Here is a 15904-nt window from a genome sequence, read left to right as displayed (position 1 = left end):
AAAAAGCTAAACACAACGCCACAGGAGATAACAGACGCATGGGTAAAGTAGTTGGCATTGACCTCGGAACAACAAACTCAGTAGTAGCCGTCATGGAAGGCGGCAAACCGGTTGTGATTGCCAATGCAGAAGGGATGCGGACAACTCCCTCGGTAGTTGCTTTCACAAAGGAAGGAGAACGGCTTGTCGGACAGATGGCCAGACGCCAAACAGTTTTGAATCCCCAAAACACCTTTTACGCAGTCAAACGGTACATCGGACGCAAATACACCGAACTGACTCCAGAAGCAAAGCGCGTCCCTTACACAACTCGCCGCGACGACAACGGGAACATCAAAGTCAAGTGTCCCCGGATGAAAAAAGATTTCGCCCCAGAGGAAATTTCGGCGATGGTATTGCGGAAGTTGGCCGATGAAGCCAGCCGCTATCTCGGACAAGAGGTGACGGGGGCTGTAATTACTGTTCCTGCTTATTTCAACGACTCCCAGCGACAGGCGACACGAGATGCGGGACGAATTGCCGGACTTGATGTCAAACGGATTTTAAATGAACCCACAGCAGCTTCTTTGGCTTACGGTTTGGAAAGGCGAGAAAGTCAAACTATTTTAGTGTTTGATTTGGGAGGTGGCACTTTTGATGTGTCGATTTTAGATGTCGGAGATGGAGTATTTGAAGTTAAAGCAACTAGCGGCGATACTCAATTGGGAGGCAATGATTTTGACTCCAAAATTGTCGATTGGTTGGCAGAACAATTCTTAGAAAAAGAAGGCATCGATCTGCGGAAAAATCGCCAAGCTTTGCAGCGCCTCATCGAAGCAGCAGAAAAAGCGAAAATAGAGCTGTCTGGAGTTGGAGTCACGGAGATTAATTTGCCTTTTATTGATGCCAATGAAGATGGTCCTTTGCATCTGGAAACGAGGCTGACTCGCGGTCAATTTGAGGGGCTGTGTAGCGATTTGGTGCAGCGGCTGCGCCGTCCGGTAAAACAAGCTTTGGCTGATGCCAATTTGAGTCCTTCTCGCATTGATGAAGTTGTGTTAGTTGGTGGTTCGACTCGCATTCCTTTGGTTCAGCAAGTTGTTCGCAGTTTGATTGATAAAGAACCAAATCAAAATGTCAATCCCGATGAAGTTGTGGCCGTGGGTGCGGCAATTCAGGCAGGAATTTTGGGCGGCGATGTCCGGGATGTGCTGCTGTTGGATGTCACTCCCCTGTCCCTGGGTTTGGAAACCATCGGCGGTGTGATGAAAAAATTGATTCCTCGCAATACTACTATTCCAGTCAGGCGATCGGATATTTTTTCCACTGCGGAAAACAACCAAACTGTCGTGGAAATTCACATCATCCAAGGCGAACGGGAATTAGGCCAGGATAATAAGTCTTTGGGACGGTTTAAACTAACGGGAGTTCCACCGGCACCGCGAGGGATTCCGCAGATACAAGTAGCTTTTGATATTGATGCTAACGGGATGCTGTTGGTGACAGCTTTGGACAAAACTACTGGCCGGGAACAAAGTATTACTGTGCAAGGTGCTTCGACGCTTTCTCAGCAGGAAGTGAATCAAATGATTCGCGATGCTGAACAGTTTGCTCAAGCTGATAAGTTGCAGCGGGAAAGGGTGGAAAAACGCAATCGCGCTGAGGCTTTAGCTTATCAGGCCGAGCGGCAGTTGCGGGAAGTTGCGCTCGATCGCGGAATGCAGTTTGCTCAAAGAAGCCGCCAACGCATAGAAACTTTAATTCGAGAATTGCGAGACAGTTTGGAACGCAATGATGAGCGCGGAGTTGACCAAGTTGGTTCTGATTTGCAGGATGCTCTTTATGATTTGAGCCGGGAAGTTTCAGCTTTTGCTGACGATGATGACGATGATGATTTCTTTGAGTCGGTGAAGCGTACTTTTTCCGGCGATGGTAGCAAGCGACGCAGCGATGACAACAGCTATTATCAGAATGCTAAGCCCTATCGGCGATCGACTGTCGATCCAATTCCCGACCGACCCTACGACCGACCCTACGACCGACCCTACGACCGACCCTACGACCAACCCTACGACCGCGATCGAATGGGCGATCGTAGAAGTAATGCTAATCGCCCAACTCGCCCTTATCAAAATCAAAGTGACGATTGGGATGATGACGACGATTGGCTGTAATTGAAGGAAGAAGGAAGAAGTCACCCCCCCCTGCCCCCCCCCAAGGGGGGAAGGAAGAAGGAAGAAGGAAGAAGGAAGAAGCAGATTTTCCGCAAACAATATCTGATGGCTTTTTTCTAACTTCTTCTAGATTTCTTTTTTCTCTCCTCTCTCCTCCCTCCTCCACTACACTAGACTTCTTTGAAATAGATAGAGATTACTATAGTAAGCAAGGAGAAAATCATGTTGTATGACCCATAGAGAACAATACATCTGGCAGCGGGTATTTATCTTTGTCAACTTTGCTACGAATTAACGAAATCATTTCATTCATCTGAACTTTATGGTATTACCAGTCAAATCCGTCGTGCATCTGTATCAGTACCAGCTACCATTGCTGAGGGATATGGACGTGTTACCAGACAAGAGTATATTCGATATTTGCGAATAGCTCTCGGTTCGCTCAGAGAACTGGATACTCATCTAGTCATTTCTGAAAGAGTCGGGTTAGCAGCACCAGATAAAATTTCACCCGTTATTAAAGAAGTAGATGAGCTAACACGATTAATTGTCAGTACAATCAACAAACTACAATAATAAAACTCCTTCTTCCTTCTTCTTCCTTCTTCCTTCTTCCTTCTTCCTTCTTCCTTCTCTAACTATGCAGAACTTTCGCAATTACTATCAAATTCTGGGAGTACCCAGAGATGCTTCCGCCGATGAAATCAAAAAAGCCTATCGACGGCTGGCGAGACAGTTGCACCCTGACGTCAATCCAGGGGACAAATCTGCTGAAGATAGGTTTAAGGATATTAATGAAGCCTATGATATTCTTTCAGATATCGATAAGCGCGCTCAATACGACCAGTTTAGTAAATTTTGGAAGCAAAAAGGCTTTCAAAGCAAACAAGGCGTGCGAATCCCCAATTTTTCAACTTGGGGAAACAGTAAAGCTAGCAGCAGAAAAACTGCCGATAATGTCGATTTTAGCGACTACTCAGATTTTAATAAATTTTTCGACCAAGTGCTCGGAAGACGCCGGGAAGTGAGGATGGGCACAGCCAATGATGCACAGCGAGTTAGTTCCCCGGAACCGTGGAGTACGGCTTCTAAGAAAACGAGTTATGTGGCTAATTCTAGGGAACCTAGAAGAGATATGGAGGAGCGGGAAATTAGAAGGGAAGTTAGAGAAACAGTAGAGCGAGAAATTAGAAGAGATATTGAGGCAACGCTGACTTTGAGTTTGGAAAAAGCCTATGCTGGAGGCCTAGAGCGAATTCCTTTAGAAGACGGGCGGACAATCGAAGTAAATCTGCCTGCTGCTATGGTATCTGGCCAGCGAATTAGATTGCGAAATCAAGGCATTGGCGGCGGCGATTTGTATTTGAAAATTACGATTTCTCCCCATCCATTCTTTCGCTTAGAAATGTCGGATATTTGCTGCGAATTGCCACTGACTCCTAGTGAAGCCGTGCTGGGTGGAGAGGTGGAAGTACCCACGCTAGATGGTAGGGTGAAAATGAAATTACCCCCTGGAGTTCCTTCGTCCAAGCGCTTGCGGCTGGCGGGAAAGGGCTATCCGACGGGAAATGGCGATCGGGGCGATCAATTGGTAGAAATCTTGGTATTAATTCCCAAGGAAATTAGCGAGGAAGAACGAGAATTATACCAGAAATTGCGAGAGGTTGAGTCTTTTAAACCACGTCAAGATTTATCTGTATAATAGAGTTAAATGGTACTCCTTACTAGGCTCTACCTAGTAAGGAAAATTAGGAGGATAAGCCTCCTGTTTTTCTGATAGCTTGCGATGGCGAGCAAGAGTGACATTATTTCCCAGGAAGAGCATCGAAGTTAAACCAGTTAATAGGCGATACTTTCAGCAACCCTGGATAATATAAGTGAAATTACTGTTGTGATGAACTCTGAACTAGCTGATAATTAACACTAAGATAATTATGAGATAATCAGGATCGTTCTACCACAATGACTCAAAATTCGCCTCAATGCCAAAATCTACAAGAACACGTAGAGTCTTTATTGCAACTGCTGCGTCAAGAATCCTCTTTGCGACAACAAGATATTACAGCAGTGCAAGCTTCTTTGAAAAAAGCAATTGCTCCCGAATTTGAAATTGTGTTTGCGGGTGCTTTCAGTGCTGGAAAATCCATGTTGATTAATGCTTTATTAGAGCGAGAATTGCTCTACAGTGCAGAAGGACACGCCACAGGTACTGAATGTTATATCGCCTTTGCTGAGCCAGACAAAGAGCGAGTAGTTCTCACATTTTTGAGCGAAGTGGAAATTCGAGAGCAAGCCTATGCTCTTTGTGAAAAATTAGGGTTAACTACTGAACTTAATATTAATCAAACAGATGTAGTGCCACTTTTGTCTCAAGGTTGTAAAATAATTATTGAAAAAGAAGGCGGCGAAAACAAATCGGAATTAGCCAAACAAGCCAAGGCTTTGATGCTGCTGTTAGAAGGTTTTGAAGCCAATCGCGATCGCATTCACACCCTCGAAAACGCCACCTACTCGATGGAACAGTTTAACTTTTCCAATCTCAAGGAAGCTGCTAGCTATGCTCGCCGCGGTAGCAACAGTGCGGTGCTCAAGCGCGTCGAATATTATTGTTATCATCCCCTGCTACAAGATGGCAATATAATTATCGATACGCCGGGAATTGATGCGCCTGTACAACGAGATGCAGAATTAACTTATAATAAAATTGAAAGCCCGGATACTTCGGCAGTTGTTTGCGTTTTAAAAGCAGCTTCGTCAGGGGAAATGACGACGGAAGAAACCGAATTGATGGAAAAAACCAAGGGAAATCCGGGAATTCGCGATCGCCTTTTTTACATTTTCAACCGCATCGACGAAACTTGGTACAACACCCAACTGCGACAGCGCTTAGAAAATCTGATTAATTCCGACTTTCGCGATACTACCAGAGTTTACAAAACTAGCGGATTGTTGGGATTTTACGGGAGTTTGATTAAAAATACCACAACGCGCGATCGCTTTGGCTTAAATACAATATTTGCCGAAAGAGGGCGGGTTGATGTAGATAGTAACTTAGATTCAGAGTCGATCGGTAAAACCCGCCCCTACAATACGGGTAATGGTAGCGAGAATAGCGAAGAAACTCCACAATTTATCAGCGAATTTAACCGCTACTGTGCCAATTCTGGCAAGTTATCTCCCAGCCAATTTCGGATTTCAGTTAACAGCTACGAAACACCGAACGAAAACTACGTGCGGATTCTTGCAGAACAAGGAAGACCATTAATCGAGCAATTAATTCAAGATAGTGGCATCGAAGATTTTCGCAGGGGAATTACCCGCTACCTCACCGAAGAAAAACGCCCGCAACTGTTCAAAAACCTCGCCGACGATTTAGAAGACTTGTGCATTCAACTGCGGAAACACTACCAAACAATCCAGCGGAATTTGGACAGTCAGCCCCGCGAAATTGAGGCGATGAAAGCACAGGAACTTCTGCGGTTAAATCAAGAATTGCAGCAAGTAGGGCAGGATTTTCGGGAACATATCGCCACAGAAATCAATGAAATGATTATGAATAAATGCGATATTTTTGATAACGATTTTCGGCAACTGCAATCTCGCATGATTCGGCGCTTAGATGAATTATTAGATAGTTTTTCCGTTGAGGCGGCTTACGGGCGCACTGTGATTGCTCATCCCCGCAATGCTACAGCACCTTTAATTGCTGTTTTAGTTGAGGCGCTTTACTATTTAGCCAATCAGTTAGAAGATATTTTAGTAGAGTCTACTGCTTCATTGGTTGCTAATTTTTTCCAGTATTTGAAAGACAGCGTGCGCAAGTCTGAATATTATCGATTACTTTATCGATTGTTGGGGAATGACGGGGGAATTGAACAGCAGTTAGATGAGTTGTCAAAGCAAGTTTCTGATGCTTTGGTGAATGCGGCCGGCGTTGAGTGCGATCGCTACGTGCGAGAAAGTCCCCGTTTTTACGACGAAGACACGTTTTCCATTTATCAATTCCGGCAAACATTGCAGCAAACATCCCAAGGTTACGACTGCGAAAACATGGTAGATGCCCAACCAGCAATTCGGCAATTATTGCGCCTAGATTTCGAGCCAAAAGTATCGCAAACAATTCGCAAAACCTTCCGCCAAACTGTTAATAAAACCCTGAAAGATCATTTGTTACCGATGGCCCAAAAGCAAGCGGATGATATTTTGCAGAAATACAGTCAAGCCCGCGATTATGTAGAGCAAACTTTAGCCCAGGAAGCGGAGGAGAAGATTGCTAGGAATCAGCGGCTGCAAGGGGAGAATGAAGAAAAGATGGAAAAGTACGATCGGGCGGTTTCTGGGATTAATAGCTGTTTGCAGGCGATGAAATTGCACGAGCATTTGTTACCTGCGATCGGACAAAATGATAACGTTTCGATGGATTGTGAATGATTGCAATTTTGGCGATTGAAATTCCGGCGATTGGAAATCGCACCTACACAGACAAAACCCGCCTTCGCGGGTTGAAAAAACATTCTTAGTCCGCGGAGGCGGACATTGTTTGTGTAGACGCGAATTCTATTCGCCGGGATTATTGCTAAAGTCGTTTCTCCCCTCGATGATTTGCGTCAAAAAATGCCTAAAGAGAGTTAGCCAAACAAGATGACTAAAACCCCCAGAATTCCCATTCCCCCAGAAGTCAGAAAATATGTATTCACCCGCAATAAATACCAATGCCAAAGCTGCGGCCAAACCAAACAAGAAACCCAACTGACGATCGATCATATCATCCCCCTAGCCCGCGGCGGCAGCAACGACATCAGCAACCTGCAAACCCTATGCCGCACCTGCAACCAAAAGAAAACCGACAAACTAGACCCCCGCTTCCGGCGTCACTTTGACCTTTGATATTTAACAGTATTAAGCATAATACATAGGCGGGGGCGGGTTTTTGAGATTGTCGGTTTTTGGCAAATATTGTTGGTGAACCCGCCCCTACAGGAATCATGGTCAATTGACCGGACATGATATTACGCATGGGACTCCAGAAACCGGGTTTTTTACGAAAATACTTCGTTACAAACCACAGATTTAGTAAAAAACCCGGTTTCTTTGGTCGAAATGCGTCCAGGACTAAAATATTCATCTCTCTCCTCTCTTCCTCTGCGCCCTCTGCGCCCTCTGCGGTTAAAAAATCTTACCATCGATAATAGCGATAAGGATTATCCCCATTCTCAAAATCCGTCCTATAATCCGAGTGATAAAACTGATTACTCGAACCATTAAACACCACCCCATCCTCCTTAAAACTAGCCCCCAAATTCGCCAAAATCTGAGCATTCGCGCGAGTTTGTCGCCAGCGAGTAAAACGCAAATAAGTCTTAGTATCAGCATTCAAACCATCCGGGTCAATCTGAGAAAAAATCGCCACACCCTTACCTACAGCAACCCGACTTAACAAACCGTCAGCACCAATTTCACCCCCAGACTTAATCAACCAAGTATCATAAAAAGAGCGCGATCGCAAATCCGAACCACTAACCCCCTTCACCTCATCCCAACTCGGAACCGCCAGCGAACCACCGAAATTTTGAACAGGCTGCAAACCCACACCCAAACCAGCAACAGGCACTTTTCGCGGCAAGAAAAACACCTTGCCGCCAGCATTCAAATAACCCCGCAAATCAGCATCTTTCACATTGGCCTCGGCCCCGATAATCGCCAAACCAACATCTGGAGAAAGCCCATTAGCCCGCTGATAAATTACCCCCAAATCATCCAACTTCTTCCTATCCCGATCTCCCCCAATTAAAACCACTTTATCCGGCTTCCCAGAAACAATAGAATTCATCCCATAACTCACAAGTTTTTGGACTAATTGCGCCGCCCCAGCATCCGCAGCAAAATGGTCCTCCAAATCCAACTCATTTAAAATCAATCGCCCTTTTCCATAATCCAATTCCATCAACGGCGAATAAGCTAAATCAAACTCCGACTCCAAAATTGGTCGCCAAGAAGTGCGGTGAGGCTTCTCAATAGAAGCGCTGCTGACACCCCCATAATTTCCCCAATGCCAGCCATACCAATGTGAATTTTTCTCGCTCAATTTTCCGACCGTATGAACAGTATCTGGATAAGCTTCAATCAAAGTGCTTTGTCCTATCCAATCCCGCAAATCAGCCTCGTCCAAACCGCTAACTGCCTGGTGGTTGCTATTAATTGGATAAACTCGACGGCTGATGTGTTGTGCAATCCGCAAACCCATATTTCGCAGCCATTCCCTGCTTTGGGAAAACACAATTACCTTACCACCATTCCGCACAAAAGTTTCTAAATTTCCTGGCAAATTTTGCCCGCTAGAAAATGCTTCCCTACCAATAATTAGTAGGGGCAATCCCCCCGTGGTTGCCCCTCCCGTGGTTACCCCTCCCGTGGTTACCCCGACATTACCATTCCAAGGCACAAGTTCATAACCTAATTGTTTTAACATCGCCGATGTTTTGCCCACAGGATCGAAGATTGTCAGCTTATCCTTGATTTTGCTTGGATTGTCAAATACCCGGAACGAAAAATTATCAACGTGGGGGCGATCGCCCACCCTCGTACTCAGACGAATTTCGCCATCAACCTTGCCCGAAACCTTCTGAGGTAAAATCACATCAATGGGGAAAAACAGCGTACCTGCGGTGTCAATAGTTCCCTGTTTATCGCCTTTTTTCACCTCTTTCCCATCCACCAAAACTTGCCAATTAAAACTAAAATTTTGTTGAATCCTAGTATCGTTAATTAATACTATTTGCTTAGCCAGTTTTCCCCCAGCAAAAAAACTGTGGTCTTTGGTGACAAAAGCGGGACTAGCACCAGCAATCCAAGCCAAAGTAGGACCATTATTATTCATAATTGCCTCGCCACCAGGATAAATATTGTAAGCTTCTGGCTGCAAATAATACATCAGACTCTTCGACATCTGCTTCAAATAGACCCCCCGCTGTCCCGGTTGAAATTCTCCAACATCTACCTTAGTTTTACCAACATCCGAAACTTGCCAACCATGGCCATCACTCCAAGGAATCATCCCCCCAGACATCCCAAAAGTCCGCCAACTGCGCCAAGTATTTGTACTGAATAACTGCTGCAACTTTTGAAAAGCCGGTGCAAAATCTAACTCTGGATTCAGATACCAGTTTTGATACTCCTGGGCCTTAATAAATTTTTCTCTAATTTTATTTTTATAACTCTGACTTTCTAACTCATAAGCCTGTTTACCAAAATAAATCGCTGCAAACTCTGTCATCCAAGGTTCGCTGACAATAACGCGATCGAAACCATCGCGATTTCGCATCATGGTTGCTTGTAGTGGAGTCCCAAATTCCACCACCATGTAGGGCATTTCTCCTGTTTTGCTCCACTCAGAAATCCACTCTTCTCTTTCTTGCAAGGGAATCATATTTAAATAAGAATTAAGCGCATAAACATCACCAAAGTTTGCACCTTGATGTAACATTACCCGTCTAGTTGGATCGACTTTTTTGAGAGCAGAATACAGCTCCTTTGCCAAAGGTGTGTTTTCCCGCAAACGTTTGTCATCAATGGTTCCCAGGGTTCCTGTTACTTTTTTATTACCTATGCGACGAGGATTTTGGTCGTCATTGTTGCCAAAAAAATTAGGACTGGTTGCCCACATTAAGACTGAGGGATGATTGCGATATCGTCTCATTTCCGTCGCCATTCGTCCTTGCCAGCGTTCTCTTGTTTGGTGGTTTTTCCACTGGCCGTTCCAACCTATGGAAGTAATATCTAAAGCGGGAGCCATAATGGGAAAACCTTTGATGTCTGCTATTTCCGAAAACAGTTCTCGGAAATGCCACCGTCCCCGTTCGTCATGATCCCAAGGCCACATTTCTATGATATTAAAACCGGCTTTAAGGTAGCCGTCAATTAATTTTTGGGCTCCGATGACACTGCCACCTTCCCATGTATCGGAATGTAAGGTTGGTCGCAGCCGTAATTCTGTTCCATTTAAGAAAAATTTACGCCCTTCTATCCAAAATTCTCGGAAGCCAAAAGGTTGGTTGTACTGTGTATTAATGCCAGTTCCTGTTACTTCTAATTGCAGGTTATAAAGGTTTGGTTGACCTAGGTCCCAAATCCGAGGGTTTTTCCAGTCCCACTGGATGTTTACGGTTTGAGTTGGTTGAGCTTTAACTTGGGCTGTTCCGGTAAATTTTTGTTCGACTTGACCCTTTTCATCGAACATTTGAGCTACTAACTGAATTTGACCGTTTTGTTTAATATCTTTGAGTTCTATATCTAATTTTATTTGGTGGTTTCGGGTGGAAGTTTGAACAAAGACATCGCTAATTAACGGACCTGGGGGTCTGCTAAAAATTCTGACTTCACCAATGATTCCTCGCGAGAGGAGGTTGGATTCTTTGGTGTAGATTTCACTCGGTCCCATAATCACTACTTTCTCTTTTTCTTCGGAGATAGCAGCGACTAAAATCGATATCGTATTTTGACCTGGTTTGGCTACTTTAGTAATTTCAATAGTGCCGTAGGGCCAATCAATTTGACCGCAGTTAATCCCGTTGATAAAGATGACTGCATCGGTGCTGACTCTGGCTAAATCAATGAAAATTCGGCGGTTTGTCCAGTCACTGGGAATGTCTATTGTCCGCTGATACCAGGCTTTTGATAGTTGTTTGTTTTTGAAGTTTTCCCACTCTTTGCCAGTGCCACGAGAGATGATTCCTGGTATGACTTCGCTGTTTTCTTCCATCCAGTCTCCGGGTACCTGGATGGAGCCCCAGCTTGGGGATGAGGGGGGATTTTGGGAATTGCCAAGGGCGGGGACAAATTGCCAGGTGCCGTTGAGATAAATCCGATCGCCTGTATTGTCGATCGCACTGGGGTTGGCGATGGTAAAATTGGGAAAGCCGATCGAGATCCCTGAGTTACTCGCAGAATTTGGATTTTGAAGTGTATAACCCATGAATCCGAACATGATTGCGGCTGCCAAAAATAACCCCATCGTTTTTGCCAGCTTATTATTCACGCTCAGTTAGTCCCCAAAAATCAGCTTATTTGTCTGTCGATCATAACAAAGAGATGCGCAGATGGGTAGATGGCGAGAGGCCCCGATGGGGAGGTAGCAGCAGTTAACTCTTAACAAACAACCGACTTCTTCAAATCTGTCTCAGGGATGATGGCAAGTCGCCCAAAATTATGATTTGCTAGATAAAAAAACAATTATTAATATCTTTTTAAGTAGTCAATAATTTAGCGCCCTCGCTATAGGTCAACCAAAATGAGTCCGCTTCAGGTACTACCTTTACCCATTAAACCTTACAAAATTGCTGGATTTGCCACCAGCACGGCGTTACTGCTGACTATTTTGTTACTGTTTGCATTTAAGGCAACTTCTGCGATCTTATTTTTGGTCACTGCAATGGTCGCGACTTGGTATGCTGGTCTCAAGTCCACAGAAAAAGAACTACAAACAGAACGAGATATTATTGCCAAAGTCATTAACATAGCCGCCTGTTTGATTGTAGTTCTTGACAAGGAAGGACGGATCGTCCGTTTTAACGAAGTTTGCGAAAAAACCACAGGCTACTCCTTTGCTGAGGTCAAAAATAAATTTGTTTGGGATTTATTCTTGGTTTCCGAAGAATTAGAGCAAGTTAAAAATATTTTTAATCAACTAAAGACCGAAGATTTGGTTAGTAAATATACTAATTATTGGCTCACAAAAACTGGTGAGAGGCGCTTAATTAATTGGTCAAATACAGTCATTGTTGATGGCAACGGCTTGGTAGAATATGTCATCGCAACTGGTGTCGATATTACTGACTGTCGCATGGCAGAAATGGCCTTAGCTTTATCCTACAGTGAGCTAGAAACTAGAGTCAAACAGCGAACGGCAGAATTGACAGTAGCGAAGGAAGCGCTGCAAGCTCAAGAAGAACGATTTCGCTCTTTAAGTTCCTGTTCGCCGATGGGGATTTTTATGGCGGATATTCAGGGTCGCACTACCTATGTAAACCCCCGATGTCAGGCTATTTATGACATGACTTTTGAAGAAATTTTAGGCGATAGCTGGCAAAATTACATTCACCCAGAAGACAGGGAGCTAGTGTTGACTCAGTGGCATAATTATACCCGCGAAGGTGGAGAATATGCGATGGAATATCGCCTGCAAATATCCGAGGAAATTTGCCCTTGGATTAATGTTAGTTGCTCCCCCATGTTTTCTGACTCTGGGGAATTGATGGGACACGTTGGGACTGTTCGAGATGTCACAGAACGTCAACAAACACAAGCAGCTTTATCCAGCAGCGAACAGCAACTGAGAACACTGTTAGAAAATACGCCAGATATCATTATCCGTACTGACAAACAACAGCGTTATGTCTATGTCAATCAAGCAGTAGCCAAAAGCCAAGGACAACCGGTTTCATTTTTTATTGGTAAAACCAGTGCCGAAATCGGCATAGATCCAGAAGTGTGCCAACTCTGGGAAACAACTCTTCACAAAGTTTTTGCATCTGGTAAAGAAGCAATCATTGAATTTCAAGCACCTTCAGCCAACGGCCTCAGAACTTATCAATCTCGCGTAGTTCCTGAATTTGACAAAGCAGGTGTAATTCAATATGCCTTAATTGTAGCGCGAGATATCACCGAATTGAAAGTTGCAGAAGTTCAAAAAGCGCAACTGACTATAGAACAAGGCGCTAGGGAAAAAGCGGAAATAGAACAACAACGATCGCGCTTTTTAGCAGAAGTCAGCAAAATGCTCGCAGCGAGCTTTGATGGCGAAACTGTGTTGCAAAATATCGCCGAATTAGCCGTGGAAATGGTAGCACAGGGTTGCTGGATTCATCTGAGGGAAACCGATGACCAAGTTCGCCTAGTCGCTGTTGCTCACGCAGAAGCATCCTGGATGGATCGGAGGAATTTGTTGACGGTGGGAAATATTGATAATCATGTTTTACATGGTTATCCCTTAGTAATTCGCACGGGAACATCTGAATTAATTAGTGAGTTAAATCCAGAAATCTTAGCAACAGTATCTGGAAATGAAGCAGAACTAGAAGTATTACGCTCGCTCAATATCGGCTCCCAAGCTTGCGTACCGATGACGGCGCGGGGACGAGTCATCGGTGCTATTACTTGCTTTACATCTGAGTCCGATCGCCACTACAATTCGGCAGATTTAGCCATGCTAGAAGACCTAGCTTACCACGTCGCCCTAGGTCTTGATAATGCCAGACTTTATGCAGAAGCCCAGCAAGCACTGGCTCAAACATCCGAATCCTTTGCCTTAATTGACTCGCTATTGGAAGCATCTCCTTTGGGGATTTGTTTTTTGGATCGCGAAATGCGCTACATCCGCATCAATCAAGTCTTAGCGGAACTCAACGGTTTGTCAGCCGAACAACATTTGGGTCAAGACTTCCGCCAACTGTTGCCAGAATCCGCAGCCCAATTTGCCTGGATAATTCAGCAGGTTATAGATACTGGTGAGCCAATTTTGAACGTCGAAATTAGCGGTGAATCTAAGGGAGAAATGGGTGTTTTTGGCCATTGGGTAGGTAATTACTATCCAGTGAAAAATGAAAATGGAGAAACCATAGGAGCTGGCCTAATTCTGACAGATATTACGATAGCTAAACAGACAGAAATAGCTTTGCGAGAAAGCGAAATACGGTTCCGCAGTGTCGTAGAATCAAACATGATCGGTATCGGTTTTTGGGATAGAGAAGGCGCAATTACTGAAGCTAATGATGCCTTGCTAAATATGCTGGGATATAGCAGGGAAGACTTGGTTTTGGGAAACCTGTATTGGTCGCAAATTACGCCACCGGAACAGGCCGATCTCGATCGCATAGCCTTGGAGCAAATCTCAGCCTTCGGGAGTTGCACGCCTTTTGAAAAATTCTACATCCGCAAAGATGGCACGCGCTTGCCAGTTTTGATCGGCGCGGCACATTTCCAAGGATGCCAAGACAAAGGTTCGTTCTTTGTTCTCGACATTAGCGATCGCAAACAAGCAGAAGCAGCGCGATCGGCAATCAATCAAACTTTAGAAGCCTTGGTTCAAGCCTGTCCTCTGGCAATTACCGTTTTCAACTCCGAAGATGGTGTGGTAACACTGTGGAATCCAGCGGCAGAAAGAATTTTTGGTTGGAAGGAATCAGAGGCACTTGGTCACTTTTTGCCCAATGTTCCTGCCAATAAACGGGACGAATTTACCGCTAAGTTGAAAGGTATTCGGGAAGGAAATGCGATCGCCGGAGTGGAAACTAAGCGCCAAAGGAAAGACGGTACACTGATCGATATTGGTTTGTGGGCAACTCCCATACATGATGGCAAGGGCAATATTAATTGTATGTCGATCGTCGCTGATATCAGCGATCGCAAACAAGCCGAGGCAGAACGCACCGAATTACTGCAACGCGAACGGGCCGCCCGGGCCGAAGCCGAAGCCATCAACCGCCTCAAAGACGAGTTTTTAGCGACTCTTTCCCACGAACTGAGGACTCCTTTAAATGCGATTTTGGGCTGGGCTCAGGTGCTTCGCAGTCGCCCCTATAATGCAGCCACCTTAAGCCGTGCCCTGGAAGCGATCGAGCGTCAGGGAAGGGTACAGACCCATTTGGTGGAAGATTTGCTCGACGTTTCCCGGATCATTCAAGGTAAGCTGTCTCTGAAAACTGGCTGGTTAGATATAGTCAAGACGATCGAGGTGGCGATGAATTTAGTCAGTTTTGACGCCCAGGCCAAGTCTGTCACCCTCAACTCACAACTTGACCCCGCACTCGGATTGATCTGGGGAGATCCTCACAGGTTGCAGCAAATAATATCGAATTTGCTGACCAATGCCGTGAACTTTACACCGTCGGGGGGCACTGTGGTATTGCGCTTGTCCAGGGAGTTGGGAGGTTGGATTCCGAATTTGACAGAGTACGGCGAAGTTGCCACGAATTCGCCGCTACCAATGACTAATTACCTGCAAATTCAAGTCATCGACACCGGAAAGGGCATTTCTGCTGAGTTTCTGCCCCATGTGTTCGATCGCTTCCGCCAAGCTGACGGCTCAATTACTAGGGCTAATAATGGTTTGGGACTGGGATTGGCCATCGTCCGCCACTTGGTGGAACTCCACGGCGGGAGTGTCACAGCAGAAAGTCCCGGTCTAGATCTAGGTGCTACATTTACGGTGAAACTGCCACTAAAACAGCCGAAAAGTCAGAAGTCACAGTTGAGAGGGGACAGGAATTCCGGGTTTTTGCCTCCTGGAATTCTGGCGGGTTTGAAGGTTTTGGTGGTTGATGATGAACCTGACAATCGCGAACTTTTGACTGTGATGCTTTCGGAATGGGGCTCCGTGGCGATCGCTGCTGGTTCCGCGGCGGAGGCGATCGAGATTTTAGGCAAGTTCCAGCCCGATATTTTGGTGAGTGACATCGGTATGCCGATCGAGGATGGTTACTCTCTGATCCGCAAAATTCGATCGTCCCCATCTGCTCTCACCAAGCGCTTGCCGGCTATCGCCCTGACAGCCTATGCTAGGGAAGAAGACCGCGCCAAGGCGATCGCCGCCGGCTATGACGAACACTTAACCAAACCCATCGAACCAGCTCAATTCGTGGCAGTTTTAGCCAAATTAGCAGGTTTGAATCTAAACGATTTTCAGTAGCTTAGTTGTTACCAGGGTCTGCCTTTAACTGAATTTTCTCCGTGTAACTGCTCTAGATGGATGACAAAAT

At 45.2% G+C, this 15904-nt stretch carries 7 protein-coding genes; 6 read left to right on the top strand and 1 reads right to left on the bottom strand.

The window, feature by feature from the left end; genetic code table 11:
• Positions 1 to 38: 38 nt before the first annotated feature.
• From dnaK to AAFP11_RS04290, 5 genes are all read left to right on the top strand, one after another.
• A complete protein-coding gene (dnaK, locus tag AAFP11_RS04310) occupies positions 39 to 2153 on the top strand; it encodes a molecular chaperone DnaK (RefSeq protein WP_341735917.1) in 2115 nt (704 codons plus the stop codon).
• A 246-nt stretch (positions 2154 to 2399) separates the two neighbouring features.
• A complete protein-coding gene (locus AAFP11_RS04305) occupies positions 2400 to 2729 on the top strand; it encodes a four helix bundle protein (RefSeq protein ID WP_341735995.1) in 330 nt (109 codons plus the stop codon).
• A gap of 64 nt (positions 2730 to 2793) precedes the next feature.
• Positions 2794 to 3855 carry a DnaJ C-terminal domain-containing protein gene (locus AAFP11_RS04300; RefSeq protein WP_341735916.1) on the top strand — a complete coding sequence of 354 codons (1062 nt, stop codon included), beginning with the start codon at positions 2794 to 2796 and terminating at the stop codon, positions 3853 to 3855.
• A 260-nt stretch (positions 3856 to 4115) separates the two neighbouring features.
• Positions 4116 to 6584: a dynamin-like GTPase family protein gene (locus tag AAFP11_RS04295; RefSeq protein ID WP_341735915.1), complete on the top strand. Its 2469-nt coding sequence runs from the start codon at positions 4116 to 4118 to the stop codon at positions 6582 to 6584.
• Between the two features lie 210 nt (positions 6585 to 6794).
• Positions 6795 to 7040, top strand: coding sequence for an HNH endonuclease (locus tag AAFP11_RS04290; protein WP_341735914.1), 246 nt, complete (start codon positions 6795 to 6797; stop codon positions 7038 to 7040).
• Between the two features lie 289 nt (positions 7041 to 7329).
• Here AAFP11_RS04290 and AAFP11_RS04285 read toward each other — a convergent pair whose 3' ends face one another.
• Entirely contained in the window at positions 7330 to 11187 is a 3858-nt protein-coding gene (locus tag AAFP11_RS04285) for a sugar-binding domain-containing protein (protein WP_341735913.1), read from the bottom strand.
• 252 nt (positions 11188 to 11439) lie between these two features.
• Between AAFP11_RS04285 and AAFP11_RS04280 the strand changes: the two genes are divergently transcribed.
• Positions 11440 to 15834, top strand: coding sequence for a PAS domain S-box protein (locus AAFP11_RS04280; protein ID WP_341735912.1), 4395 nt, complete (start codon positions 11440 to 11442; stop codon positions 15832 to 15834).
• The last annotated feature ends 70 nt before the right edge of the window (positions 15835 to 15904 follow it).

Source organism: Microcoleus sp. CAWBG640 (assembly GCF_020883015.1).
Classification (GTDB): domain Bacteria; phylum Cyanobacteriota; class Cyanobacteriia; order Cyanobacteriales; family Microcoleaceae; genus Microcoleus; species Microcoleus anatoxicus.
The sequence above is the reverse complement of the archived record's forward strand: the minus strand, read 5'-3'. Positions and strand labels throughout refer to the sequence as shown.

Coding starts and splice junctions, on each gene's coding strand:
- dnaK (WP_341735917.1), top strand. CDS start 39: ATGGGTAAAGTAGTTGGCATTGACCTCGGAACAACAAACTCAGTAGTA.
- AAFP11_RS04300 (WP_341735916.1), top strand. CDS start 2,794: ATGCAGAACTTTCGCAATTACTATCAAATTCTGGGAGTACCCAGAGAT.
- AAFP11_RS04295 (WP_341735915.1), top strand. CDS start 4,116: ATGACTCAAAATTCGCCTCAATGCCAAAATCTACAAGAACACGTAGAG.
- AAFP11_RS04290 (WP_341735914.1), top strand. CDS start 6,795: ATGACTAAAACCCCCAGAATTCCCATTCCCCCAGAAGTCAGAAAATAT.
- AAFP11_RS04280 (WP_341735912.1), top strand. CDS start 11,440: ATGAGTCCGCTTCAGGTACTACCTTTACCCATTAAACCTTACAAAATT.